Here is a 25,866-nt window from a genome sequence, read left to right on the forward strand (position 1 = left end):
TAACTCAATCCGCTTTCAGCGCCGGATCCCCGTTCAGCACCAGCGGCATTGCTCGTGCCCAGCGGTTGGCCGAGAGCGAAAACGTCAGTGAACGCACCTGGTGATACCAGCCGGCCGGCACATACAGAAGCTCGCCCGGCTGCATGACGCATTCGATCATGGCAGCCTGGCGAGCCAGCGGGAATTGTTCGAAATCCGGCGCCTCGGGGTCGAATGGCGAGCCGAACAGAATCGCGTTCGCTTCGCGCGGGTAGAGAAATTCATCGTGATGCGGCGGCGACAGGAAGATGCGCTTGCTGCCCCAGATCTGCGCAAAAATATTATCGTCGTAGTCGCAATGCAGCGGCGTCACGGTTCCTGCCGGGCCGAGCCAGAAGCGCGGCGGGCCCATCTTTTTGAAATAGCCGGGCCAGTGGCACAAGGTATTCAATTCACGTAATTCCACATTGCCGACGTACGGCGGCAAATCCTGCGGATCATTTGCGACCCATTCAAGATAGGCCAGCAGCGACATGTCCTGCATGGCGCGGTCAGCGGCGAACGCGGTGTTGATATAGTCGCCCACTCTGGCGCGCACCGGCAGCGTGCCAAAGCGTTCGCGCAGGGTGTGCGGCGTGAGCGCGCAGAGCGGCCACTTGCCGACCAGCCCGCTGATCACGAAGGGCAGGCCCTGCGCCGCACGTGCGCGGAAGGCCGCGGCGTCGGGCATGGCCACGCGCGGTACGGCGGACATCGTGGAAATGCCGGGCAGGGCGCGGCTCGCGCGCTTCAGGGCTTCACGCATTTCGTGTATGGAAGTGACGCCGCGAATCAGCGCGTCCTTGCGCTCGCGCTCCTGTTTCCTTGCAAGGGCCTGTTCGGGCGACATGGCTGTCAGGGCGGTCGCTTGCGGCCGGGGCGGCAATGATCTTGTCGCGGGCGCTGCGTTCGGTGCTTCTTGCTTAGCGGCTATCGGATCGTCCATATTCGTTTCTTCATTTTTCCAGCGCATGGCCGATTGTATCTTCACGCACACCGGCATCGTGTTTGTCCGACCAGACTGACGCGCTGTCTGCCATGGCACGCTCTCTGCGCGAGCACTACGAAACAAAAGCCGGATAGGAAATCTCCCGATATCCCGCCTGCAGCGCCGAAGTTATTCTGACAACAGATGCGGTCGAAAGAAGAATTGCCGTGTGGAAATCGGCGTGAGAGCTCTTCCTTGCGCGACCGAACAAAAGATCGCAGGATAAAAGATAAAATGTTGGTAATTATGTAATTTGTGAAGATTCAGTCAGAGGACGGGGATGGGGAATTTTTTTTGGAGTGCCTCGGACGGGGGGGAAATCCTCCAGGGCACCTACAGCACAGGCCTGGTATTGCTCTCGATATTTGTGGCGATATTCTCGGCCACCATGGCACTGCAAACCGCTTACGTAGCCCGGCACACCACTCAGCTCCTGCAACGTCATGTGGCGATTGCGACGGGGGCGATCGCTCTGGGCGGCGGCATCTGGACCATGCATTTCATCGGCATGCTGGCCTTCGATCTGTGCCTGAGCGTGGATTACAGTCTGGGCGTAACGTCCTTGTCCATCTTGCCTGCGCTGGCCGCGTCATGGGTTGCGCTGAGCATGCTGTCGCAGAAAAAGATTTCCACCTGGCAGTTGCTGCTCGGAGGATTACTGGTGGGCGCCGGCGTCGGCACCATGCACTACACCGGCATGGCCGCCATGCGCATGTCGGCGGTGCTGCGCTACGACCCGCTTTATTTCTTCCTGTCGATTCTGGTCGCTGTCGTGCTGGCAACGATTTCCCTGGGCATACGCTTCAAACTGCAAAGCATCAGGATGCGGCGCATTACGCGTCTGATCCTGAGCGGCTCGGTCATGGGTCTGGCAATTGCCGGCATGCACTACACCGGCATGAGCGGCGCGCGTTTCATCGGCGCGGCCGAGGCGGCGCATAGCGGCATTCTCATCAACACCACATTTGCGTCCTTGTCGCTCTCCATGTTCACCATCACGGTCACGGTGCTGGTGACGGCGGCCAACGGCATGATGCGCTACAAGCAGACCTTCCGGATGATGAGGGAGAGCGAATCACGCATTCGCGCCATCGTGGAGACCGCAGTCGACGGCATCATCACCATCGACAGCAAGGGAACGGTACAGGCCATGAATCGTTCGGCCGAACAATTATTCGGCTGGACCGCCGGCGAGGTGCTCGGCAAGAACATCAAGATGCTGATGCCCGAGCCGGATCAGTCCAGACACGACGGCTATCTGAGAAATTTTCTGAGCACCGGATTCGCCAAGGTCATCGGGCAAGGGCGCGAGGTGATGGCGCTCAACAGGAACGGCCGACTGATTCCGGTGCGGCTGGCGGTCGGGCAAGTCGATATGCCCGGCGATCCGCTGTTTGTCGGTTTCGTGACCGACATCAGCGAGCGCCGCGCGATGGAAGCCTCGCTGCGCGAGGCCGCCGAAAAAGCGGAGCAAGCCGCCGCCGCCAAGACCACCTTCCTGGCCAACATGAGCCATGAAATCCGCACGCCCATGAACGCGGTCATCGGTTTTTCCGAGCTGTTGCTCAAAGGGGAGCTGAGCAACACCCAGCGCAGCCATCTGACGACGGTGCACCAATCGGCGCGCTCGCTGCTGGGTTTGCTCAATGACATTCTGGATACCACCAAGCTTGAAAAGGGCGCGGTTTCGCTTGAAAGCATCGACTTTTCGCTCAAGGAAGTGGCGCAGCAGATTGTCACCTCCCTGCAATTGCATGCCGACAAGAAGAAGCTGAATCTGGTGCTGGATTACGAAGCCGGCATGCCGGAATTCTTCAAAGGCGATCCCTTGCGGATTCAGCAGGTGCTCACCAATCTGGTTGGCAACGCGATCAAATTCACGCAGCAGGGCGGCGTGCGTCTCTATGTTTTCCAGATCGGGAAAAAGGTCGGCGTCGAGGTATGGGATACCGGCATCGGCATGACGCAAGAGCAGCTGTCCCGCATTTTCGATCCGTTTTCCCAGGCCGATGCCTCCATCAGTCGCCGTTTCGGCGGCACCGGTCTGGGCACCACCATTGCCAGCCAGCTGATTGAATTGATGGACGGCACCATCTCCGCCGAAAGCCAGCTCGGCAAAGGCAGTGTCTTCAAGCTGACCTTTCCGCTTGCGCCGGGGGAGAAGCCGCAATACCAGGCCAGCGTGCTGGGAATCGGCAAGCTGCCGCCCTTGAAGGTGCTGATCGCGGATGACGTGCCCCAGAATCTGGAGTTGCTGCGCTTGTTGCTTGAGGATGCCGGCCATACGGTGACGGCGGCGAATGATGGCGCGCAAGTGTTCGACCAGTTCTTTGCACGCGATTACGACCTGGTGCTGATGGACGTGCACATGCCGAATGTGGATGGCCTGGAGGCGACCCGCGCCATCCGTGCCGAAGAACAGAATCGCCAGCGCAGACGCACGCCCATTATTGCGCTGACGGCCAGTGTCATGGAGTCGGATCGGCGCGCGGCCACCGCGGCAGGCATGGATGGTTTTGCCAGCAAGCCTTTTGATGTGCCCAAGCTGGCGTCTGAAATAGCCCGGGTATTAAAGCTGGCGCCGGGGGCGCAGCTGGAGCAGGTGGTCGCCGACGATCAGGACCAGATCATCGACTGGCCCAGGGGCACGGCCTTGTGGCAAACCAGAGAGCGCATGGCAGAAGCCATTTCCCGCTTCCTGGCGGACATGCCGGCACGCCATCCTCTGCCCGCATCCGATGCCGGGCCAGAGACTGTGGATTGGGGGCTGGCCGCCAAGAGCTTGCACGGCATTCGCGGCGCGGCCGCCAACCTCGGCCTGTCGACGGTGGCGCATCTGAGCGCAGTGCTTGAAGCCGGCGCCGCCCAGCCATCCGAAAAATGGTTTCAGCAGTTGAAGGATTTGCGCAAGCAACTGGATCTGGTCGAAAAGACTTTGCGGGACGTGGACGCATCAGACTCGTCGGCCGGGCTAGCGACACAGCAGGCCAGCGGAATCAGCCATGCCGATCTGATCTCCTCGCTGGAAAAACTGACCGGGCGTCTACAGCATGGCGAACTGGATGAAACCAGTTTTGAGAAAATCAGCGGCTGGCTGATTGAGAACGGCAAAATAAGAACGCGCAATGCCATCAACGATGCGATTGAATCCTTCGATTTTGAAAACGCGTGTGAACACTTGAAAGAACTGTCTCGGCAACTGAACGCAAGCTGAGAATTCTCTTCCGATCGGCAGCTGTTCATATCAAGGATGACGGCTGCGCCCGGCAAGACTTGTCTGGCCGGGATCGCAAGTTGAGGACCTGAAAATATGCAAAACGAAGACCGTAAATGTATCTTGCTGGTAGATGATGAACCTACCAATCTGCAAGTATTGAAACACACCTTGCAGGACGAATATCGTCTCCTTTTTGCCAAGGACGGCGAGAAAGCGCTGCAACTCACGCGCACCGAAAAAGTAGATCTGATCCTGCTGGACGTGATGATGCCCGGCATGTCCGGCTACGATGTCTGCCGCGCCCTGAAGGCCGATACCGCGACCCAGGCGACGCCGATCATTTTCGTCACGGCCCTGAATCAGGTGTCCGATGAGCAAATGGGTTTCGATCTGGGCGCGGTGGACTACATTACCAAGCCGGTCAGCCCGGTGATCGTCAAGGCGCGCGTCAAGAACCAGCTGTCATTGGTGCAGCTGGACGTCATGAAGCAGACCCGCCTGCAGGTAGTGCAGTGCCTGGGGATGGCGGCCGAATACAAAGACAATGAAACCGGCATGCACGTGATCCGGATGAGCCATTATTCGCAACGCCTGGCGCTGCGCGCCGGTTACAGCGAAGCGATGGCCGAGGAACTGTTGCATGCGGCGCCGATGCACGATGTCGGCAAGATCGGGATTCCGGACGCCATTTTGCAGAAGCCCGGCAAGCTGGAGCCGGAAGAGTGGTACATCATGCAGCAGCACGCCAGGATAGGCGCCGCGATCATCGGCGAACACAGCTCCGGACTGCTCAATACGGCAAGAATGATTGCGCTGTACCACCATGAAAAATGGGACGGCAGCGGCTATCCGCATGGTCTGGCCGGCCTGGATATTCCACTGGCGGCCCGTATCATCGCCATTGCCGATGTGTTTGACGCGCTCACCAGCGAACGGCCCTACAAATCGGCATGGACGGTGGAAGATGCGATTGCCCTGATTCAGCGCGAAAGCGGAAAACACTTCGATCCGGCCCTGGTAGAAGTATTCATGCAATGCCTGCCGGAGCTGATTGAAATCAAGGAGCGCTGGCGCGATCCTATGGGAGAGAATGTCTGAGCCGGCTTGTTCCGGCTCGCTTTCTTGCAATCGGATTGAGCGGTTCGACATGGGGAAAAGCCCGCTGTGCATAGCGGGCTTTTGCTTTTTATGGGCCGGGAAAGTATATTTGCCAGCCAGGCCGCCGCCGGGTTTGCAGATGGCCGAAGCGCCTTTATATTGCTCATCGTCGGCTTGCCCCGCCAGGTCGCGCTTGAGCTTCCGGCGGAAATCGGCTCGTTTTCCAGCTTCACGAGAGACGCGCCGGCTGCTCCGGCAAATCTGGAGAGCCGGGGAGTCGAATGTAAAAAATCATCAAGATTGCTTGCCGACTCGCTGAGCCATCAACAATAAAAAACATCTCGCCATCAGTTGTCGTTATTGGAATCGCATGTTGATTCCGGAATAGGAAGTGAATTTGAACAGCGTTGTTTCAGAAGAGGCGCTTGCCGCTCAGGAAAATCCCTCTTCGCTCAGGCAATTAATTCGTGCCGATCAGTTGACTGCGGTGCGCCAGACCGTGTTGCTCTCTATCCCGGTCAATGTGGTGCTGGGGCTCATCTCAACCTTTGTCGCCTGGAGTTCCGGGAAATTCCTGATCGGCCTGGTATGGCTGGCTTGTTCCGGCGTGGTCAATATGCTGCGGATTCTGGCCTGCCGCATGTCGATCGAAGGTATCGCCCGGGCGCCGCTGATATCGCGCGTCGCGGGCAGCGGCGGGCGCACTGCGGTGGACATCAATCTGCGCTTGCACTGGATGCTGGCGTTGCTGTCCGGGCTGGTCTGGGCCGGCGTTCCCGCCCTGTGCGAAGGCTATACGACGCCCGAGACCCTGTTCTATCTGACGTGTGTGTGCGGCATCACCGCCGGCGCCGTTACCCATGGCTTCGCTTACGCCCGCATTCCCATCTGCTTCATTACGCCGCCGCTGGTGTCGGTCATCGCCTGCCTGGCCTATGGCGGCGACTCGACCCGTATTGCGCTGTCGCTGGCGGTATTGCTCTATCTGGCGGCCTTGATCCGGGGCTCGCGGGTCAGTGAAAAACTGGTCTCCGATGCCAGCGCATTGAAGAACCGCGCCACTTCGGCGACCGCTGCACTCAAGATCGCGCACGAGAATCTGACCGAGTTTGCCGAGAAAATGCAGTATCAGGCCGAGCATGATCTCTTGACCGGATTATTGAGCCGCGCCGGATTCATGGACATGGGCGAACGGCTGCTGCTGCAGCGTGAACACCCGCTGTGCATGATGTTCCTCGATCTGGATGGCTTCAAGGTCATCAACGACGCCTATGGCCATGATGCGGGAGATCAGGTGCTGGTTGAAGCGGCGCAGCGCATGCAGGACGCCTTGAGCGAAGCCTATACTCTGGCGCGGCTGGGCGGGGATGAGTTTGTCATCCTGTATCCGCTGACACCGGTCAGCGAGGCCGCCGAACTGGTTGCCACGCGGCTGATCGATGCAGTCAGGCTGCCGTTCTCGCGGCTTGCCAATCGCCACATCGGCTTGAGCATCGGCATCTATGTGTCGGATCAGGACGACATCAACGAAATGCTGGTGTGTTCCGATGCCGCCTTGTACGAGGCCAAACGCAGAGGGCGCAATCAATATTGCGTCTTCAGCGAGAGGCTGAATGAGCGCTTGCAGATGAAACGCGACGTGGAGCGCGATCTGGCGCAGGCTTTGGCGAACGGCGAGCTGGAGGTCTGGTTTCAGCCCATCATTCAGCGCAACGGCCGTTCGCCCGATGGCTTCGAAGCCCTGCTGCGATGGAATCATCCGCGGCACGGCTGGATCGCACCGCCCGATCTGATTGAAATCGCTGCATTGGCCGGTCTGTCGGAAGATCTCCTGCGCTTCATCCTGGATAAGGTGGTGGAGCTGATTCGCTTCCTGCACACCGCGCGACTCACCGATCTGCGGGTGGCGATGAACATTTCCCCGCGCGAACTGGAACGGATCGTGATCAATGATCTGGTGAGCTTGAAACTGAAGGAATTCAATCTGCCGCCGGAGATGCTCGAGATCGAAATCACGGAAGAGACCGCGATCGACCTGCAAGTGGCCACGCAAACGCTGGCGGCCTTGTCGGAGATGGGTGTCAGCATTGCCATCGACGATTTCGGCGTGGGCTATTCGTCCCTGGGGTTTTTGCGCCAGATGCGCGTATCGCGGGTCAAGATTGATCGCAGCTTCGTGACCGATCTGGCCTACAAGCTCGAGAACCAGGCGCTGGTGCAGGCCATCCTGCATCTTTCCGAATCGTTCCGCTTCCAGGTGGTGGCCGAAGGGGTGGAAAGCATCGACGATTTGCAGATGCTGCAGGAAATGAATTGCCCGGCCATGCAGGGCTACTATTTTTCGCCGCCTTTGCCCATCGCAGGCGCCATGGCCTGGATGAAAGGCCAGTCTGCTGCAGAGCAGGCACCGGCCTGACAGCGCCATCGTCGAGCATTGATGGCGCTGGCCGATGCCCTGGACCGGACGGTGCCAATAGACGTCTTGTTCATCAGCGATAGTGCGGTCATCGGCGCCACTACAACGTGATTGAACAAGAGTCCGCCGGGCAGAGGTTCCGACGCTGGAATTAATTCAGGATCAGATCGTGTAGTCGATCTGGCTCATATGCGCTTCGCCCATGCGGTCGCCAAATACCGGGTATTTGCCGAGCCTTGTGTCGATCTCCAGGATGTCCGCGGCCGTCAATTGCAGGCGTTTTGCGCCGAGGTTTTCAAGCAGATGGGCTTCGGTACGCGTACCTGGAATGGGAACGATATTCGGCCCTTTCGCCAAAAGCCATGCCAGCGCCACCTGCGAAGGTGTCGCCTCCTTTTGTGCTGCATAGACCTTCAGCCACTCGATGATCGGCATGTTCAATTTCAAAAAGTCTTTCGAGAAGCGCGGAAATCCCGCCCGGAAATCGTTCTTCGTATCGAACGTCGTGTTGGTATCGATTTTTCCGGTCAAGAAGCCTGCGCCCACCGGCGACCATGGTACGAAGCCGATTCCCAGTTCACCGCAGGTGGCCAGCACACCGTTCAATTCGACGTTACGGGTCCACAAAGAGTATTCCGACTGCACCGCAGCCACCGCTTGTACGGCATGCGCCCGACGGATGGTCTTGGCGCTTGCTTCGGACAGGCCGAAATGCAATACCTTGCCCTGTTTGATCAACTCCTTGAGCACGCCGGCGACTTCTTCGATCGGCACCGCCGGGTCGACGCGATGCTGGTAGTAGAGATCGATATGGTCGGTTCGCAGGCGTTTTAGCGACGCCTCGACCACCTTGCGGATATGGTCCGGCCGGCTGTTCAAGGCAATCGTGCCGTCAATCGCGAAACCAAACTTGGTCGCAATCTGCACCTTGTCTCTGAATGGCGCGAGTGCTTCACCGACGAATTCCTCGCTGACGTACGGGCCGTAGACCTCAGCAGTATCGAAGAACGTCACACCGTTTTCGTATGCCGTCCGGATCGTCTTGATTGCCTGCTCTTTTGGTACGGGCGTGTTGTAGTTACCTGCGAAGTTCATGCAACCGGCACCGATTTCGGACACCTTCATGCTTCCCAATGTGCGTTGTTTCATCTCTTTTCCTTGTGGAGGTTGAATAGTCTGCTGGCCTTCGGCGTAAGCGGCAGTTGCGCCGATCAGAGGAGCGACGGCGGCGGCTGCGCCAAGCAGAACCGAATGCTTCATGAAGGATCGCCGCCCGTGGTTCTCGAATGAAGAGCGCCAGAGTGATCGCGGCGCCCGGCCGGCATATTCGTTGTCTGTTGCCATGGTTCTAGCCCTTATCAAGTGGGGATGCGAATGTCAAAGTGGCTTCTGCGAAGCACCTGGCGACAATCTAACAGCGACTAATACATATGATTAGATGGGATAATTGTCTTGCGCTTATAGGCAGGAGTTATAAATGACAAAAGAAAGCATGGATGACCTGGTCGCCTTCGTGGCGGTAGCGAGGCAACGGAGCTTCACGCGCGCGGCGGCACAACTCGGGATCTCCCAACCAGCCTTGAGCGCAAAGATCACGGCGCTGGAGGCCAGACTTGGTGTGCGCCTGTTGACACGCTCAACACGCAGCGTTTCCACTACCGAGGCAGGAGAGCGTCTATACCGGTCGATTAGCCCGCACTTCGACGGTATCGCGTCAGGCTTGGATGACTTAAGTGAGCTACGCGACAAGCCGGCCGGAAATCTGCGGATTACCTCGGTTGAACATGCTTCGCAGACGATCCTGTTGCCGGCGCTGGCAGCGCTGCTCCCTGAATATCCTGATATCACGGTGGAGATCGTCAACGACTATGGTCTGGTCGACATCGTGGCCGAACGATTCGATGCCGGAGTGCGCCTCGGCGAACAGGTGGCGCAAGACATGATTGCCGTGCGTATTGGCCCGGACTTCAAGCAATGCGTGGTCGGGGCGCCGGCGTATTTCAAGAGGTACGGCAAGCCCAAGACGCCGCATGAGCTGACCAAACATCTCTGCATCGCATTGCGGCTCCCGACATCCGGAGGCGTCTGGTCGTGGCCATTTGAAAAAGAGGGACGCGAATTGAAGCTAAGGCCCGGCGAACAGCTGGCATTCAACACAATTACGCTGCAACTGGACAGTGCCCTGGCGGGCCTTGGGCTAGGCTACTTGCCTGAAGATGTCATCAAGGATCACGTGGCCGCCGGCCGGCTGGTCCACGTGTTGAAGGACTGGTCGGCGCCCATGTCGGGCTACCACCTATATTTTCCAAGCCGGCGCCAGCAGACGGCGGCTTTTTCGTTGCTGATCTCGGCCATGGGTTTTCGAGGCAGAAAACGTGGTGTCGGGTAAGAAGCGCCACTCGTCGAATACTGGTGTGCCGCCATGAGCGCAGCCCTTGCTGGCGGCGGTGGTGTTCATAGTTCACCGCGTATTCAGGCGGGTGTAGATCTCAGTCCCACTTTCCGCTTTCTTCCAGCAGCACTTTCTTGCCCTGCATGATGAGAAGGCCGCCGCCTTCTTCCACCCGGTAATAGGTGCTGCCGTTCCTGAACTCATAGCCCAGAAAGCGACAAGGCGTCACACCGTCGGCGCACATGCTGTGGATGGTCTTGCCGCGCAGCCTGATGCTTTTTCCGGTCTTCTTGCTGGTGCCGGTGTAAGAGACCTTGTCGCACGTCACTTCGCCCTCGGCGCAGTTTTCCTGGATGTCGATGACGAAGGACGGCGTGGTCAGTGTATCGGCGCCGGCTGTATCAACAGCAAGCAGCAGCAATGGCAGGAAGATGCGGAGAGAGCGTGTCATGTCGTCGTCGGTAGTCCGCAATGAAATGGGATGAGATGTCGGCGGGCCTGTAATGCCCTTGACTGCGTCGTGACCCTGATCAGTCCTGCAGACGGTCGGTGACCGAAGCAAACAGATCCGGATTGATCAGGTCGCCCAGACTGATCTCAAGCGCGAGGGCCAGCGCTTCCATGTTGTCGATGGAAATGTTGCGGCCGCCTCGTTCTACTTCACTCAAATACGTGCGACTTATATCCGCCCGAAAAGCAAGCTCCTCTTGCGAAATTTCCTTTAGTCTGCGAGCTCTTCGAAGGTTTTGCCCAAATATTTCGCGGGCGCTCAGAGATGGCTTTGTCTTTTTCATCGCTGAGAGCATCGGGCGTCTTAGAAAGACGGTCTATAAGCTAGATTTATCTACAAGGCAACTTTAAGAGACATTTTATCAAACTTATCCCATACCCTATTGTGGAATCGCATGCTACCTATCGAGGTTTGGCCGATGGCGGAGAATGTTTGCAATGGGGCACACACAGAGCGAGTTGAATCAGCGCCTGAGCGCAAGGTTGGCAGAGGTCAATCAGCTTCATCAAGCGAACTTCATGCAGGGATGCGCCTCCGGTTTTGCCGCCAGAGGCGACCATACGCTGTTCGATCCGGCCGCGCGCAAGATGCTGTTTCTCAAACTCGATGCGCGCATCTGGTGGGTCTTCAATTTCGACATGATAGGCCGCTGGCGTTTGCGCTCCAGGTATGTGCCGGCGAATGCCGGATCTGTACATCAGCCGCCCCGGGAAGAGTTCTACCTGCAGTTCCAGTTGCGCGCCGAGCGCCTGCCCTCGATCAGGATGGCGGTGGCGGATCGCCGCTCGGGGGAGGTGTGGGCGCATCGCCTGCCGGCAATCCTCGGACGCGCCTGCGACTAAGCCAGGCGCGGCCCATATTCCATGACCGGATGCGGCACCGCTGCTGCCGGTTTCCTCTGATCCGACAGCGGATGCCATGGCGCTCAACAAATCGATTTGAAAAACTTCAACAACGCCGGATCGGTTCCGTAACTGACGTTGAGCCGGAACCAGGGCGTCTCTTGCATGCCGCTGCGGAACACCTTGCCGGGCGCGACCACAATGCCGGCCTCGCCTGCCAGTTTCCAGATGTCGGAAGAGTTCTCAAAATCCGGATGACGGATCCAGACGAACTTGCCGCCCAGCGGCCGGCAAAAGAATTGGAAGCCAAGCGGCTTCAAGGCTTCTTCAGTCTCAGCCATGCTGTTGCTCAAACGCAGGCGCAACCGTTCGACCGAACGGCGATACAGGCCCTCGGTCAAGGCATGAAACACGAACCTCTCCGCCAGCTGCGCGCTGGTGATGCTGGTGATCATCTTCACATTGGCGAGATCCCTGATTTCCGTCGGCGAGGCGGCGACATATCCCACGCGCGCAGACACCGACAGCGTCTTGGAGAAGCTGCCGACGTACAGCACGCGTGCCAGCTGGTCGAGCGCGGCGATGCGTGGCACCGGCTCAGACAACATATCGGCGTAGACGTCGTTTTCCACGATGCGGAAGTCGTATTGTTCCGCCAGCCTTAGAAGCCGATAGGCATTGCCGGCCGAGATGGTCGATCCGGTTGGCGTCTGCAGCACCGACTGCGTGAACATCACACTGGGCCTGTGTTGCCGGGCCAGCTGTTCCAGCATATCGAGATCCGGTCCGTCGTGATTTCTTCGCACCGGCAACGGTTCTATGCCTTGCAACTGCAGATTGCTGAACAGATTGAAATAGCCGGGATCGTCGACCAGTGCTTTGTCGCCGGGCCGCAGCAGGTAACGGATGATGAGGTCGATTGACTGCGACGCGCCGTTGGTCAGCAGAACCTGATCGAGTTGGGTGTGAATGCCCAGATTGCCCAGCCGCGATTGCAACAGACTGCGCAAGGGCAGGTAACCGTAGGGATCGCCATACTGAAGCAGCCCGGAATCGATTTTGGACGACACGGATTTGAGACTGGCCTTGATCATGTCGGCATCCATCCAGTCCGACGGCAGTTTGCCGGAGGTCACGTTGAGCAAACCGTCTTCATTGATCAGATGAGAGCGCAGTTGCCACAAGTGATCGAAGGCTTTGGCAAAGCTTTGCGTGGGATTTCGTTTCTGTTCCGGCTGGTGCGGATTTCTGATGAAGAATCCGCTGCGCGGCCGAGACTCAAAATAACCCAGAGCGACCAGCCGTTCGTAAGCTTCAGCCACGGTATGTACGCTGACGGCATGCTGTTGCGCAAACAGACGTATCGACGTCATTTTGGTGCCCGCATGCAGCGTTCGTTTGTCGACCAGCTTGCGCAGCTGTTCCACGATCTGCTCCACGAGCGACAAGCGTGCGCTTGTCGATACTTGAATCAATGGCATCAATCTTCCCTCAATCTGTACTGTCGAATGACCTGAGCAGTGAAGCGAAAAAAATGAAAATCTGCCCATCGTCGCCGCTCTTCGCGCCCTCTACCATGTGTTCATTCTACTGAACCATCGGCTTTCTGCTCCATGCCAGCGCATCCAGGTTCTGACCTATCTGTCAGAACCAACTGCCAATCTGTCGGAGATCTGTAATGCTAGCCAGGTGTTTTCAGGATTGCAATATTCCATTTTTCAGGAACAGATCATGAATGCCGGAGCAACGAGTTTCAGAAACGCCCCTTCCGCAGACACGCTGCTGATGCTGTCCAGACTGATCGGTTTCAACACCGTGAGCCGCGAATCCAATCTCGGTCTGATCGAATGGGCGCGCGATTATCTGCAGTCCCTGGGCGCTTCCGTGCGGCTGACCTACGACCGCAGCAGCAAGAAAGCCAATCTGTTCGCAACCTACGGCGAAGGGCCTCATTTTGGCACCGTGTTCTCCGGGCACACGGATGTGGTGCCGGCGGACGATCAGGCCTGGGACAGCGATCCCTTCATTGCCACCGCTGTGGGCGATCGCATTCGTGGACGCGGCACCTGCGATATGAAGGGCTTCCTGGCGGTGTGCCTGTCGCGGCTGCCGCAGTTTTCGCCGGCGCAGCTGCACACGCCGCTCCATTTTTCGTTTTCCTATGATGAGGAACTGGGCTGCCTTGGGGTACGCGGCCTGCTCGATGATCTGCGCACACACGGCATCGCGCCGGTCGCCTGTATCGTGGGCGAGCCGACCATGATGCAGCCAGTGCTGGCGCACAAGGGAAAGCATGCTTATCGCTGCCGTGTGCACGGTCATGCCGCGCATTCTTCATCGCCGCAGCTGGCGATCAACGCGGTCGACTTTACTGCCGAACTGATCGTCAGGATCCGCCAGATTGCCGAGCGCGTGCGCGCCAGCGGGCCATGGGACGATGCGTTCGATGTGCCTTACTCGACCATAGTGACTACCCTGATCCAGGGCGGAAAAGTGATCAACACCATTCCGGACCGGTGCGAATTTGTGTTCGAACATCGTTTCTTGCCGGGCGTCGATCCGCAGCGTGTGATGGACGAGTTGCGCAGCTACATCAACGAAGAGCTGCTGCCGCGCATGAAGGTGGAATCAGCCTATGCCGGAAGCGCCGACGGACGCGTGGAGTTCGAGGTGCTTTCCGCCTACCCCGGGCTGGATACAGGCTCGTCCGACTTGATCGCGCAGCGCGCCATCCGCATCCTGGGCGGCGAGCGCGCGCGCAAGGTGGGATTTGGCACCGAGGCCGGCCTGTTCAGCGCGGCCGGCATTCCGGCACTGGTCTGTGGCCCCGGGGATATCGCCCATGCGCACAAACCTAATGAGTTCGTCACCTTGGCGCAGCTGGCACGCTGCGAGGATTTTTTTGATGCCTATGTGAGGGCGACCAGCATGCATCCGGACAGTGGCGGCCCTGCGGCTTGCGCAATGCGAGGTGCCGCATGAGCTACGGGAACAGCCTGAGTCGCCGTCTTGCCGGCTGGTGCGCCAACTATGACATGCACTTTCCCGAGGCTGCCATCGTTCGCGCCGAAACCGCCATCATCGACGTGGTCGGCTGCCTGCTGGGCGGGCGCAATGAGGCTGCCGTGGTCAATGTCGGCAAATTCCTGCGCGACGCGGACAGTGCGGGGCATGCCGGCGCCGTGACGCAAGGCGCCGGGGTTGGCGCGCCGTGGGCGGCACTGGTTAACGGTTGTGCGGCGCACGCGCTGGACTTCGACGACAATTTCTTTCCGGCGATTACACATGCCAGTGCCTCACTGATTCCGGCGCTATTTGCGCTGGCCGAAGAAACCGGCGCCAGCGCGTCCGCCATCGTGCATGCCTACATCGTCGGGCTGGAAGTTGAGGCGCAGATCGGCAAGCTGGTCAATCCCGCGCACTATGAATCCGGTTGGCATGCGACGTCGACCATCGGCGCAATCGGCACCGCCAGCGCTTGCGCGGTGCTTCTGAGGCTGGACGCACAGGGCGTATTAAATGCGATCAGCATAGGCAGCAGCCTGGCGGGCGGCAGCAAGAACCAATTCGGTTCCATGGTCAAGCCGCTGCATGCGGGGTTTGCGGCCATGCACGGCATATTGGCTGCGCGGCTGGCGGCAGCCGGCGTCGCAGGCGTGGCGGAGACGTTGCAAGGGAAATGGTCATTCGCCGAGCTGTATGCCGGCGCATCGGCCGGCGAGGGCTTTGTGCCGGTATTGTTTCCCGAGGCGCCGCTGGCCATCGACGAATACGGGCTGGTGGCCAAACTCTATCCTTCATGCATGTCGTCGCATCTGGGTATCGATGCGCTGCTGGCCTTGCGCGCAAAACATGTCTTCGATATTCAGGACATCGTCAGCATCGACCTTCACATGCCTCAGTTCATGGTGGACAACCTGCGCTATCAGTATCCAGAAAGCGGAGCACAGGCGCGCTTCAGCATGAACTATTGCGCGGCCGTGGCGCTGATGGACGGCGTGCCGCGCATGGCTCACTTCACCGAAGACGCCATCGCCAACCTGTCGCCGGCCATGACCAGGCTGCTGTCGCTGGTTCACATGCACCCGAAGCAGGCCGCGCCGGCTGCCGCTGCCCTGCCATGGGGCGGGGATTGCATGGCACGCATTACGCTTGCCGGTGGCCGTCAGATCGAGCAGCAGGCGATGTACCCCAAAGGCTGTCAGCAAAACCCACTGACCGAGCAAGAACAGCGGGAAAAATTCCTCGACTGCGCACGCGGCAAGGCGTCGAAAACCGATGCCGACGCCTTGTTTGACAAGCTAAAAAGTTTTTCCCGGGCAGAGGTGCTGCAGGACGTGTTTTCCTCCATGCGCGCCTAGAAGGCACATGCGCGGCGCACCGTTTGCCTTGCGATCAGGATTTCAGCATGCCGGCCGGCGTGTAAGGTGTTTCCATCTGCCGACATGGGATGGAATCTTTCATGTGGTTCTTTGTTAGGAATAGATATGTCTCAACTTACAGACCAGAACGCGGCCATCAGGTCGATGCCGATGGCCGGACCAGCGAACTCCTCCGCGGCCTACTATAGCCGCCGCCAAAAGATTTTCGTCCTCGTCACACTCCTGATTTCCTGGATTCTCGCGAATGCCGATCGCATGGCAATGAGCGTGTCCATCATTCCGATTACCAAGGAATTTGCACTGGATGCGCAAGCCGCCGGCATGGTGCTCGGCTCTTTCTACATCAGTTATGCATTGATGCAACTGGTGGCCGGCTGGCTTGCCGATCGTTTCGGATCGCGCAGAGTGCTGGTCTTTTGCGTCGCCTGCTGGTCGGTATTCACCAGCCTGACCGGCGTGGCGGGCAGCTTGTTTGCCTTGATTGCCATTCGCTTGCTGTTCGGGCTGGGCGAAGGCGGATTCGCGCCGGCCAGCACCGTGACGATCGCAGAAGCGTTTCCGAAGCCGGAACGGGCTCGCGCAAAATCGCTGATCATTGGCGCCTCCTTCCTCGGCAGTGCGGTCGGCACCGGGGCCATCGCGGCCTTGATTCACATCTACGGCTGGCGGGCGGCCTATCATGCCTTCGGCCTGGTGGGTGTGGTGGTGGCCGCAGTGCTCTGGTTCGCCGTCAAGGAGTCGCCGATGCGTCAGCATGGAACCCGCCCGCAAGGTTTGTTTCGTACGCTGTTCGGCAAGATGGTGCTCAAGAAAACCATGTTGATTTTCTTCTGTAGCAATATCGTTTATATCGGCCTGATTTCGTGGATGCCGACCTTTCTTGTGAAGACGCGCGACATCGATATCGTGCATGTCGGCGCCGCTTCGGCCATTCCCTACGTGGCGGCTTTCCTTGCGCTGAACATCGTCGGTTGGCTGCTCGACAAGGTCGGCCGGGGGCGTGAGCGCCTGTTCATGGCGACCGGCGCAGCAATGGTGATCGTCTTTCTGGGTCTGATGGCGGTAGCAACCAGCCTGCCATGGCTGCTGGCATTCTGGACACTCAGTCTGGTAGGCTACACCGCCATCTACGGCACCGTATTCGCGATTCCGCTCAAGCACCTGCCGGACGAGTCGGTCGGCACTGCTTCCGGCATCATCAACTTCGGTGGCCAGGTCGCTGCGGGTATTGCGCCGGTTGTCATCGGCATGCTGGTGACTGCAGGCAAGGGATCGTTCACCTGGGCTTTCGGCTTCCTCATCGCCGCCGGAGCAGGTGCACTGGCGATCGCATTGACCTGGAAGCCGGACCAGTAAGCCAAGTTTCAGGCCGCCCGTGCAAGCCGGTACGAAGCGTCGTTGGCACCGGCTTCTGCGCGCAGCTGCAACTGCGGGGATGCATGCACGAACACCGGTTGCTCGTCAGCCAGCAGCATGATCATCACTGCCACATCTCTGCCGTTGAGCGCAGCCTGGAAGCGCTGGATCAGCTTGCGGCAGAGCTTTTCGTCTGGCGATGCATTACGAGCTTTTCCGGCGGGCTTGAAGAGCAGCTAGCTCTTTTTCTAAGGCTGGCACGGCTCCGGCCGTTCCCAGGCGCGTCACAGTCCCGCTCGTCCTGAGCGGGATCCTCCATTCTGCCGTTCCCACCTTCCTTTCCTCGCCTTCAAAAAATATTGCGCCGCAACGCAAAATACGGCCTATACTGCAAATAACATCCATATGGATGGTATATGGATGTTGTTGGGATGGCGTTCGCTTGTCTGTGTGATGACGCAAACGCAGGCACAAGCACTCTGTTTCATTGCAGCGACGGGTCTGGATCAATAAAAAAAGGATGGAAAAGCATGTCAGTGACGGAACTGAAACCGCGTGTCGGCGATAGCGAAAAGATCACGATCAATCTTGGCGTGGTCGATCTCGGCCAGATCGATCTGCTGGTGCAGGAGGGCTTCTACGCCAATCGCACCGACCTGATCCGCACCGCGATCCGCAATCAACTGACGGTGCATTCCGATGTGGTCAGGCAGACCATCATCCGCAAGAGTTTTGTTCTGGGGCTGCAGACCTATTCGCGCCGTGAGCTGGAAGACCGGCAGCGCGCGGGAGAGAGGCTTCAGATCCAGGTGGTCGGGCTGGCCTCGATTGCTCCGGATGTAACACCAGAGTTGGCAGCAGCCGTGATCGATTCGGTCACGGTCCTCGGCGCCTTCCACGCCAGTTCCGCAGTCAAGGCGGCGCTGGCCGGTCGGATCCATTAGCTTTACCCCTTCAAGGAAATCTATGTCCCAGCTTCGCGATCTACAGGCACGTATGGCGGAAATCACTCGTCTGCTCGGCACCCAGGGCGCCGGCAAGGCGACGCAGGCGATTCAGGATGCGCTGGCCGCAGCCGGGCTGACGTCAAGGCCCGGTCCGACGGGCAAGCGCGAGGCTGAGCCGGCGCAAGCGCCTGTCAGCAGGCCGCGCAGTGCGACGCAGGGTTTCGTGACCAACTTGCTGGCCGGCTTGGGTGGCTTGGGCGCAGGCTCAGCGCAGCCGGCCGCCGACGCTGAACCTGAAACGGCCGGGGTACCGCGGCCCGCCGGCAGCTTCGTGAACGGGGTTTACAGCAATGGCGCCGGCAGCCGTCGCTACAAGGTCTATGTGCCGTCCGCCCACGTCGCAGGCCGCGCCATGCCGCTGCTGGTCATGCTGCATGGCTGCACCCAGGACCCCGACGACTTTGCGCGCGGCACGCAGATGAATCGTCTGGCCGAGGAGCAGGGCTTTCTGGTGGTGTATCCGGCGCAGGAGGCTTCGGCCAATTCGTCCAGGTGCTGGAACTGGTTCAAGTCCATCGACCAGACGCGCGACCAGGGCGAGCCGTCTCTGATTGCCGGCATCACGCATCAGGTCATCGAACAATACGGGGCCCATCGCGATGAAGTCTATGTCGCCGGTCTGTCGGCCGGCGGTGCGATGGCGGTGATCATGGGCACTAGCTATCCGGATCTGTATCGCGCCGTCGGTGTCCATTCGGGTTTGCCCTATGCCGCAGCCAGCGATCTGCCGTCGGCCCTGAGCGCCATGAAAGGCGGCGCGCGCCGGCCGGCATCCGGCGCAGGCAAGGCAGGCGCGGCGCTGGCGGCGATTCCCGTCATCGTGTTCCACGGCGATCGCGACGCCACGGTCAGCCCGGCCAATGGCGAACGCGTACTGAATGACTTTATGGCCGGCTATCAGTCCGGCGCACAGCTAGGCAATAGCGGAGCGCCGGGGGCGATCAGCACCATCATGGATGAAGGCAGCGTCGAGGGCGGCCATCGCTTTTCGCGCACCTCGCTGCATACGGAGGGACGACCGGTGCTGGCGGAACACTGGCTGATTCATGGCGCCGGGCACGCCTGGGCCGGCGGCAGTGCGCAAGGCACTTACACCGACGCCAAGGGGCCGGATGCTTCCCGAGAAATGCTGCGTTTCTTCAAAACGCAAGGCACCTGAAACCGGCTCGCGGCTCGCTAGCGTTCAGATTTCCAGAATGTCTTGCCGGTCGAACGGCTGGCCGCCCGATATCAGAGACGTTTCGTCCTGCTCACTGTCTGGCAGCGGGATGTCCGGGTTTTCGCTGACCTCTGCCACGTCCACGTTCTTGTCGCTGATCCAGGTTTCGAGATGATTGCGCCGCCGGACACTGAAGGAAAAATCTTCAGGGCGCTGATCATGCCAGAGGCTGAAGTTGGAATTCTCAAGCTTCTGCACATCGTTGTTATGCCAGCGCCAGCTCCCATAGCGTTGCGTACTGCCTCTCGGAAAGTCATCGGGACGACTGGACATGTGATTCTCCTTGCATAGAGATCGTGAGGACCTGCTCAAAGGAACCCGGGTGCAGGGACGCGGCACAGCGCATCAACTGAAATGCCCGCAGGGCGCGGGCAGCGGGGCACGCCATCGGGTGCTGCAAACCTTGGATGGCACCGCGACTACGCTACGCCGATGCGCTGACTTAGCAATAGCGCCTGCACTTATATTTATCTATCTACCTGCACTTGCTCATAGCCGAGTACACAAATGAGAACCGGGCGCAGTGAGATGCCGCCCGATGTCCACTGCCGCTCGCCAGTTCTTAAATGCCATGCGCGCCCGTACCGCCCGTTGCGCGTCGCCATGGTTTGAAAAAGTTGAAGCGCGATGCCGTTTGCGCTTCCAGCATCAGATCGAGATTCTGTACCGCTGCGCCCGAGGCGCCCTTGCCGAGATTGTCGAACACGGCCGTCAGCAAGACCTGGCCCGCTGCTTCATTGGCAAACACGCCCAGGCGCAAATCATTGCTGCCGTTCAGCGCCTGCGGATCGAGCCGATCGATGCTCCTGCTTTCTTCCGCCGTCAGCACTTGCACATGCTGCGCGCCGGCATAGTGTTGCTGCAGGCACGCCAGCAATGCCACACCGTTTGCATGGGCCGGCAGCAGCCGCAGTTGCAGCGCGATGGTCAGCGCAATCCCCTGACGGAAGGCGCCGTAGGATGGAATGAAGGCCGGACGTTCCAGCAGCCCGCTGTGCTTGACGATCTCCGGCGTGTGCTTGTGTTTGAGTTGCAGGCCGTAGACCTGGAAGGGGGCAGCGCCGGCGGCTTGCGCCCCCTCATATTGTTGCACCTGAGCACGGCCGCCGCCGGAGTATCCGGACACCGCATGAATCGCCAGCGGATAGTCGGCCGGCAGCAGGCCGGCCTGCACCAGCGGATGCAACAGCGCAATGGCGCCGGTCGGATAGCAGCCGGGATTGGTCACGCGTTTGGCGTGGGCGATGCGCTGCGACTGGCCGGCCGTCATCTCGGGGAATCCATACACCCAGTCGGCATGATTGCGATGTGCCGAGCTGGCGTCGATGATGCGCACCGCCGGGTTGACCACCGCCGCCACCGCCTCCCGTGCCGCGTCGTCGGGCAGACACAGCAGTGCGATATCGCAGGCGTTGATCGCTTCCGCGCGGCGCGCCGGATTCTTGCGATCCGCCTCGGGCAGCGTCAGCAATTGCAGATCGCTGCGGTCGCGCAGACGCTCGTGAATCTGCAGGCCGGTAGTGCCCTGGTCGCCGTCGATGAATACAAGGGGTGAGGTGCTCATGCTGTGCTCCTGTCTCTGAAAAATGGCTGCTCTTGAATGATCCTGCGGCGGGCCGGATTGCTCCGGCGTCGGCTTTGGGGCGGGATGTCTTCCGCCGTTGATGACAATCTTGGGGCAGGTCTTATAATTCGAAAAGTTGAATTTAACAAACGTGAAATTCATTATTTCTGAACATCAGTCCGGGCTGTCGCAGATTGCCGGACCGCACGATCAGGCTGCCTGGATTTCGACGTCGCCCTTGAGGATTTGCCATGCGTGAACTGAATCTGGACCGGCTGCGCACCCTGGTCGCGATTGCCGACCTCGGCTCCTTCGCCGCCGCCGCGCGCGCCCTGCATCTGGCGCCGCCCACCGTCAGCCTGCACATCAGCGAGCTGGAGCAGCGCGTCGGCGCCGAGTTGCTGTTGCGCAAACGCGGGCAGGTGCGGCCTTCCGGCGTCGGCGAAACACTGGTGGCGCGCGCGCGCCAGTTGCTGGCCGATGCCGAACATGCGCTGGATGAAGTGCAACGTCAGGTGCAAGGGCTGGAAGGTCGCGTGCGGCTGGGCGCTTCCACCGGCGCCATCGCCTATCTGTTGCCGCAAGCCTTGCAAGCCCTGGGGCAGGGTTACCCCGGCATCGACGTGCAGGTGACGGTGCTGACGTCGGAAGAAACGCTGTCGAAGCTGGTGGCCGGCACGCTGGATGTCGGGCTGGTGGCCTTGCCGCAATTGTCGGTCGAGGGTTTGAATGTACGCGCCTGGCGCCGCGATCCGGTGATGGCCTTTCTACCCGCCGGCTGGACCGCACCGCGCACGGTCACGCCCGAGTGGCTGGCGGAGCAGCCGCTGATTCTCAATGATCCGCACACTCGCTTGTCGCGCCTGACGACTGAATGGTTCGCCGCCGCCGGTCACAACCCGCGTGCGCGTATCCAGCTCAACTACAACGACGCCGTCAAAAGTCTGGTGGCGGCCGGCTACGGCGCCACGCTATTGCCGCACGAAGCCAGCAGCGCGGTGCCGGCCGACCCGCGCATCGCCATGCGCCCGCTGCGCCCGAAATTGTGGCGGCCGCTGGGCATCGCCCATCGCGCCGGCGAAGCCGAGCCGGCTACGCAGCATGTGCTGGATGCGTTATGGGAGTTGAAGCAGGTTTGATGAGCTGTGTCTGAGAAGGGGCGCAATCGGGGCGGAAGGATGCCGCGCAGGATAGCGGAGGAGCGCGCAGCCCGGCGCTAACTGCCCGGGCTGCGTCTGGTGCTAGCCGTGCTGCGGATTCAGAACGAGTAACGGCCCTGGACATATACGGTGCGTGGCGCGCCGACCAGCCGGCCGAGATTGCCGTCGGTGGTGCGTGTGAAGTAGCGGCGGTCGGTCAGGTTGTTGACGCCGGCGTAGACGTCGAAGCCCTTCGCCTTGGGCACCTTCCAGCCCATCTGAGCATTCCAGATACGGTAGCCCGGGATTTCGCCGATGCTGCCATCGGCGCTTTCAGCGACGGTGTTCGCCGCATCCGCAAACTGCCGGCTCTGATGCGTGGTCGACAGATTGAAGTTCCACGGGCCGACTTCATAGCGGGTACCGATGGTGTCGGTCGTGCGCGAATAGAAAGGCAAGTCCTTACCCGAATTCACGCCGGATTTCTGCAGCGCGCGAGTATAGGTGTAATTGGCAAACATGCTCCAGCCGCGCAGCGCGCCGTCCTTGTCGAAGGCATAGTCCACCGCCAGTTCAATACCGTTGTGCTCGGTCTTGCCGAGGTTGCGGAAGATTGTCGGATTGGCTGTGCCCGGCACGCTCTCGATCTGATTGTCGAACTTGATGTTGAACACGCTTGCTTCAGCCGACAGATTGCTGCCCTTCCAGCGTGCGCCTGCTTCAACCGTCTTGGCCAGTTCCGGCGACAGCGGATTGTTGGCGGTCTGGGTGTTGAGCTGGGTGTTCTGTACGATACCGAATGAAGTGTTGTAGTTGCTGAACAGGGTCAGTTCCGGCGTCAGCAGATAGGCGACGTTGATCGACGGCAGCGGCTTGTTGTTGGTGATATTGAACGTGCCGCCCGAGGTCGTGGACGTGTCGATGCGGGTGGTCTTGATGTGTTCAAAGCGCAAGCCCGGTGTAATGCGCCACGCACCGATCGCGATCTTGTCGTCGATATACGCCGCATGTGCATCGGTCGAATTCAGTTGTTTCGAAAAGCCGCTCAGAACGCCGGTAGCAGGGGATTCAGCGTATTGATTGTCATCGCCGCGCTCGCGAATGTAGCGATAGCCGACCGTGACGTCATTGGTGAACTTGCCGGTGACGAAACGCTGGGTGTAGCGCGGCTCGATGCCGAAGGTTTCGTAATTGCGCGGTTGATGTGCCAGCGAGGTGCCGGCCGCGTTGATCAGCGTGCTGGCCCGCGTGCTGTCATTGAAATAGGTACGGATCTCGAATTCCTGATTATCTGAAATCGTATTCAGATAGCCCAGATCGAAGGCCGTGCGATTGCCGCTCCAGTAGTCGCGCTTGCGTGTGTTCTGGAACGGATCGCGGTTGTATTGCGCCACCGTCAAGCCGCCCGGCGTGTGCGACATCACATCGTAATAAGACACCTTGCCGTAAATCTCAGAAGTCGGCGTCAGCTCATAGCGCATCTTCAGCGCGAAGTCGTTCAGACGTTCATTGCTGTCGGCGCGCCAGCCCGAACCTTCCTGACCGGAATACAGGAAAGCCATGCCGAAGCCGTTGTCGGCCTGACCGCCGGCGAAGGCGGTGTATTGAGTATTGGAACCGCCCTGGCCATAGCTGTTGTAGCGCACGCTGGCATCGCCGCTGATGCCAGCGGTGTTCGGAATCGAGCGCGTCTTGAAGTTGATGATGCCGCCCACGTTCTGCGGGCCGAAGCGTACTGCTCCGCCACCGCGAATGACGTCCACCGATTCGATGTTGTTCAGGCTGATCGAGGTGAAAGACAGCTGCGGCTGGCCATAGGGTGCCGATGCCAGCGGAATGCCGTCCAGCAGAATCGTCGAACGCGGCGAGTAGCGACCAGCCAGACCGCGTACGCCGATGTTGAGCGCGATGGCGCTGCCGGCGGTGCCGGAATTGTCGCTGGCCTGGACGCCGGGAATGCGGCGCAAGAGATCGCCGATGCTGACCGCGCCGGTGTTTTCAATCTCATCCTTCTTCACCACGGTGCGCGCACCCGGATAAGTCTTCACGCTGTTTTGCAGACCGGTGCCGAGCCAGTCGCCGCTGACCTGAATGGTCTCGAGTCCGGCCGGCTGTTCAGCCTGCGCAGAGACGGCGGTGTTGCCCTGCTGTGCGATTGCTGCGCCATGAAAAGCGAGCAAGGCCAGGGAAATGGCGGCAGCGCAAGGTGCGCGCCGGCCTTTGAAAGAAGGGGGCGTGATGGAAGTCATCTGAATATCGTCGAATGAGAGGGGCGGCCAGGAAATTGTCTTCTATGCGAACGGAGGCTCTATCTGCGTGTCCGCTTTGTAAAAATAAGTCATTAATAATAATCGTTCTTATTCTCACAAACAAAGCAAGTTCACATTGGATAAGGATTTGCAGCATTGGCGCAACGTTGTCGGAAAGAACGCATTGACAGAAATGTCACGCGTGCGCAGTAAAGCGCAGGACGCTCAGGCATGAGCTGATATCCAGCAAATCAAGGAGGGCGGGAGCAGCGAGTAACGGGGGACAGGAGACCGTTTCAGAAAAGCTGCGTAGATTGATGATGCGAGCCCAAGCGCAAAATTCAATCTCCATCATTCAGGCAAGCTTACCGATGCGGGCAGAAGCAGAACGCTCGAGGAGGGCAGATCAACTCGTCACGTTAAACGTAACGACGTACGTTCGTGACACGGAAATGCAGCAGCGAACGAACACGCACGACATGCGATTCATTCGCTGCTGCGCCGAATCAATGGGGGATCATCGGAGGATTATCTGACTGCGATGCAGGCGGGAAAGGTTCAGCCAGTCAATTCAGGCAAGACCTGATTTTCCAGTTGCTTGCTGGTTCAGTTGTTCGGCATCAGCACATGATCGATCACCTGGATCACGCCGTTGGATTGATAGACGTCATAGGTGCTGATGCTGGCGACGCCGCCCTTTTCATCCTGGATCACGATGTTGTGCGGGCCGTTCATCATCGCCGTCAGCATGCCGCCGCTGACTGTCTTCAGCTCAGCCTTGCCGCCTCCCGCCTTGATCAGTTGCGTCAGCTTCTTCATGTCGATTTTTCCGGGCACGACGTGGTAGGTCAGGATTTTGGTGAGCGTGGCTTTGTTCTCCGGCTTGAGCAAGGTATCGACGGTGCCGGCCGGCAGTGCTGCAAATGCTGAATTTACCGGTGCGAAGACGGTGAAGGGGCCCTGACCCTTCAGGGTTTCGACCAGACCCGCCGCCTTCACAGCGGCCACCAGCGTGGTGTGGTCTGCAGAATTGACGGCGTTGTCGACGATGTCCTTGGAGGGCAGCATGCTCTGGCCGCCGACCATCACGCTCTTGTCCATACTCATTTTGGCCATCTGCGCCTGCGCACCGTTGGTTCCTGCGATACACGCGAGCAAGACCAGGCTTGCCAGCAGGGGCTTCTTGATTGAAATCGTATTCATTGCCATCTCCTTGAGTAGACGCACGGCAAAATGCCGGAACGCTGAGTCTTATACGCGGCCGCTACGCGGATGGATGCAATAAATCTTCAGTCATTTGTTTCGACTTGAAACAGACATGGCGCGCCGGCAGCTGTGCAGCAAAAGAGCTTCGCAGCGTTTGCTGATGGATGCGGTGATCGCGCGATGACGGCGCATGACGGTGCATGACTGCGCATGAAATAAAATGCATAGTCACGCATTGATCACAACAACGCCGTAAAAAAAC

The 25,866-nt window shown here is 59.5% G+C and carries 20 protein-coding genes; 11 read left to right on the top strand and 9 right to left on the bottom strand.

Features of this window, described 5'->3' with window-relative positions; translation table 11 throughout:
• Positions 1-4: 4 nt before the first annotated feature.
• Positions 5-964: a cupin-like domain-containing protein gene (locus PQR62_RS21145; RefSeq protein ID WP_408160013.1), complete on the bottom strand. Its 960-nt coding sequence runs from the start codon at positions 962-964 to the stop codon at positions 5-7.
• A 430-nt stretch (positions 965-1,394) separates the two neighbouring features.
• Between PQR62_RS21145 and PQR62_RS21150 the strand changes: the two genes are divergently transcribed.
• The 3 genes from PQR62_RS21150 (at position 1,395) to PQR62_RS21160 (ending at position 7,737) form a co-directional block, all read left to right on the top strand.
• On the top strand, positions 1,395-4,220 hold the full coding sequence (locus PQR62_RS21150) for an MHYT domain-containing protein (RefSeq protein WP_408160014.1): 2,826 nt from the start codon (positions 1,395-1,397) through the stop codon (positions 4,218-4,220).
• A 96-nt stretch (positions 4,221-4,316) separates the two neighbouring features.
• Complete coding sequence (locus PQR62_RS21155) at positions 4,317-5,321, top strand: HD domain-containing phosphohydrolase (protein ID WP_408160015.1); 1,005 nt, start codon at positions 4,317-4,319, stop codon at positions 5,319-5,321.
• Between the two features lie 397 nt (positions 5,322-5,718).
• Positions 5,719-7,737 carry a putative bifunctional diguanylate cyclase/phosphodiesterase gene (locus PQR62_RS21160; protein WP_408160016.1) on the top strand — a complete coding sequence of 673 codons (2,019 nt, stop codon included), beginning with the start codon at positions 5,719-5,721 and terminating at the stop codon, positions 7,735-7,737.
• Between the two features lie 162 nt (positions 7,738-7,899).
• Here PQR62_RS21160 and PQR62_RS21165 read toward each other — a convergent pair whose 3' ends face one another.
• A complete protein-coding gene (locus PQR62_RS21165) occupies positions 7,900-8,886 on the bottom strand; it encodes an aldo/keto reductase (protein ID WP_408160124.1) in 987 nt (328 codons plus the stop codon).
• A gap of 328 nt (positions 8,887-9,214) precedes the next feature.
• Between PQR62_RS21165 and PQR62_RS21170 the strand changes: the two genes are divergently transcribed.
• Positions 9,215-10,126, top strand: a complete 912-nt coding sequence (locus PQR62_RS21170; RefSeq protein ID WP_408160017.1) for a LysR family transcriptional regulator — start codon at positions 9,215-9,217, stop codon at positions 10,124-10,126.
• Between the two features lie 100 nt (positions 10,127-10,226).
• Here the strand turns inward: PQR62_RS21170 and PQR62_RS21175 are convergent, their stop codons facing one another.
• Positions 10,227-10,580, bottom strand: a complete 354-nt coding sequence (locus tag PQR62_RS21175; protein WP_408160018.1) for a hypothetical protein — start codon at positions 10,578-10,580, stop codon at positions 10,227-10,229.
• A 79-nt stretch (positions 10,581-10,659) separates the two neighbouring features.
• The gene (locus PQR62_RS21180) at positions 10,660-10,935 is read right to left on the bottom strand and encodes a helix-turn-helix domain-containing protein (protein ID WP_408160019.1); all 276 of its coding nucleotides are present in this window, start codon (positions 10,933-10,935) and stop codon (positions 10,660-10,662) included.
• Positions 10,936-11,158: 223 nt separating this feature from the next.
• Here PQR62_RS21180 and PQR62_RS21185 point away from each other — a divergent pair, with 223 nt between their 5' ends.
• Entirely contained in the window at positions 11,159-11,482 is a 324-nt protein-coding gene (locus PQR62_RS21185) for a hypothetical protein (protein ID WP_408160020.1), read from the top strand.
• Positions 11,483-11,565: 83 nt separating this feature from the next.
• Here the strand turns inward: PQR62_RS21185 and PQR62_RS21190 are convergent, their stop codons facing one another.
• Complete coding sequence (locus PQR62_RS21190) at positions 11,566-12,963, bottom strand: aminotransferase-like domain-containing protein (protein ID WP_408160021.1); 1,398 nt, start codon at positions 12,961-12,963, stop codon at positions 11,566-11,568.
• A gap of 250 nt (positions 12,964-13,213) precedes the next feature.
• On the opposite strand from PQR62_RS21190, the gene argE reads away from it, so the two are divergent.
• The 5 genes from argE to PQR62_RS21215 all read left to right on the top strand — a co-directional run bounded on the left by argE (position 13,214) and on the right by PQR62_RS21215 (position 19,386).
• A complete protein-coding gene (gene argE, locus PQR62_RS21195) occupies positions 13,214-14,464 on the top strand; it encodes an acetylornithine deacetylase (RefSeq protein WP_408160022.1) in 1,251 nt (416 codons plus the stop codon).
• Entirely contained in the window at positions 14,461-15,843 is a 1,383-nt protein-coding gene (locus tag PQR62_RS21200; RefSeq protein WP_408160023.1) for an MmgE/PrpD family protein, read from the top strand. The genes argE and PQR62_RS21200 overlap by 4 nt, the downstream gene beginning before the upstream one ends.
• 126 nt (positions 15,844-15,969) lie before the next feature.
• Positions 15,970-17,220 carry an MFS transporter gene (locus PQR62_RS21205; RefSeq protein ID WP_408160024.1) on the top strand — a complete coding sequence of 417 codons (1,251 nt, stop codon included), beginning with the start codon at positions 15,970-15,972 and terminating at the stop codon, positions 17,218-17,220.
• Between the two features lie 530 nt (positions 17,221-17,750).
• Positions 17,751-18,164 (top strand): ribbon-helix-helix domain-containing protein, encoded by a 414-nt coding sequence (locus PQR62_RS21210; RefSeq protein ID WP_408160025.1) that lies wholly within the window; start codon positions 17,751-17,753, stop codon positions 18,162-18,164.
• 22 nt (positions 18,165-18,186) lie between these two features.
• Positions 18,187-19,386 (top strand): extracellular catalytic domain type 1 short-chain-length polyhydroxyalkanoate depolymerase, encoded by a 1,200-nt coding sequence (locus PQR62_RS21215; protein ID WP_408160026.1) that lies wholly within the window; start codon positions 18,187-18,189, stop codon positions 19,384-19,386.
• 24 nt (positions 19,387-19,410) lie between these two features.
• Here the strand turns inward: PQR62_RS21215 and PQR62_RS21220 are convergent, their stop codons facing one another.
• The gene (locus PQR62_RS21220; protein WP_408160027.1) at positions 19,411-19,719 is read right to left on the bottom strand and encodes a hypothetical protein; all 309 of its coding nucleotides are present in this window, start codon (positions 19,717-19,719) and stop codon (positions 19,411-19,413) included.
• 289 nt (positions 19,720-20,008) lie between these two features.
• Positions 20,009-21,010 carry an N-acetyl-gamma-glutamyl-phosphate reductase gene (gene argC, locus PQR62_RS21225; protein ID WP_408160028.1) on the bottom strand — a complete coding sequence of 334 codons (1,002 nt, stop codon included), beginning with the start codon at positions 21,008-21,010 and terminating at the stop codon, positions 20,009-20,011.
• A 251-nt stretch (positions 21,011-21,261) separates the two neighbouring features.
• Here argC and PQR62_RS21230 point away from each other — a divergent pair, with 251 nt between their 5' ends.
• On the top strand, positions 21,262-22,149 hold the full coding sequence (locus PQR62_RS21230) for a LysR family transcriptional regulator (RefSeq protein WP_408160029.1): 888 nt from the start codon (positions 21,262-21,264) through the stop codon (positions 22,147-22,149).
• Positions 22,150-22,268: 119 nt separating this feature from the next.
• On the opposite strand, the gene PQR62_RS21235 is transcribed toward PQR62_RS21230, so the two are convergent.
• Together PQR62_RS21235 and PQR62_RS21240 are read right to left on the bottom strand one after the other, a co-directional pair.
• Complete coding sequence (locus tag PQR62_RS21235) at positions 22,269-24,398, bottom strand: TonB-dependent receptor family protein (protein WP_408160030.1); 2,130 nt, start codon at positions 24,396-24,398, stop codon at positions 22,269-22,271.
• A gap of 606 nt (positions 24,399-25,004) precedes the next feature.
• Entirely contained in the window at positions 25,005-25,514 is a 510-nt protein-coding gene (locus PQR62_RS21240) for a fasciclin domain-containing protein (RefSeq protein WP_408160125.1), read from the bottom strand.
• Between the last annotated feature and the right edge of the window lie 352 nt (positions 25,515-25,866).

This window comes from Herbaspirillum lusitanum (assembly GCF_046025995.1).
Taxonomy (GTDB): Bacteria; Pseudomonadota; Gammaproteobacteria; order Burkholderiales; family Burkholderiaceae_D; genus Herbaspirillum; species Herbaspirillum lusitanum_A.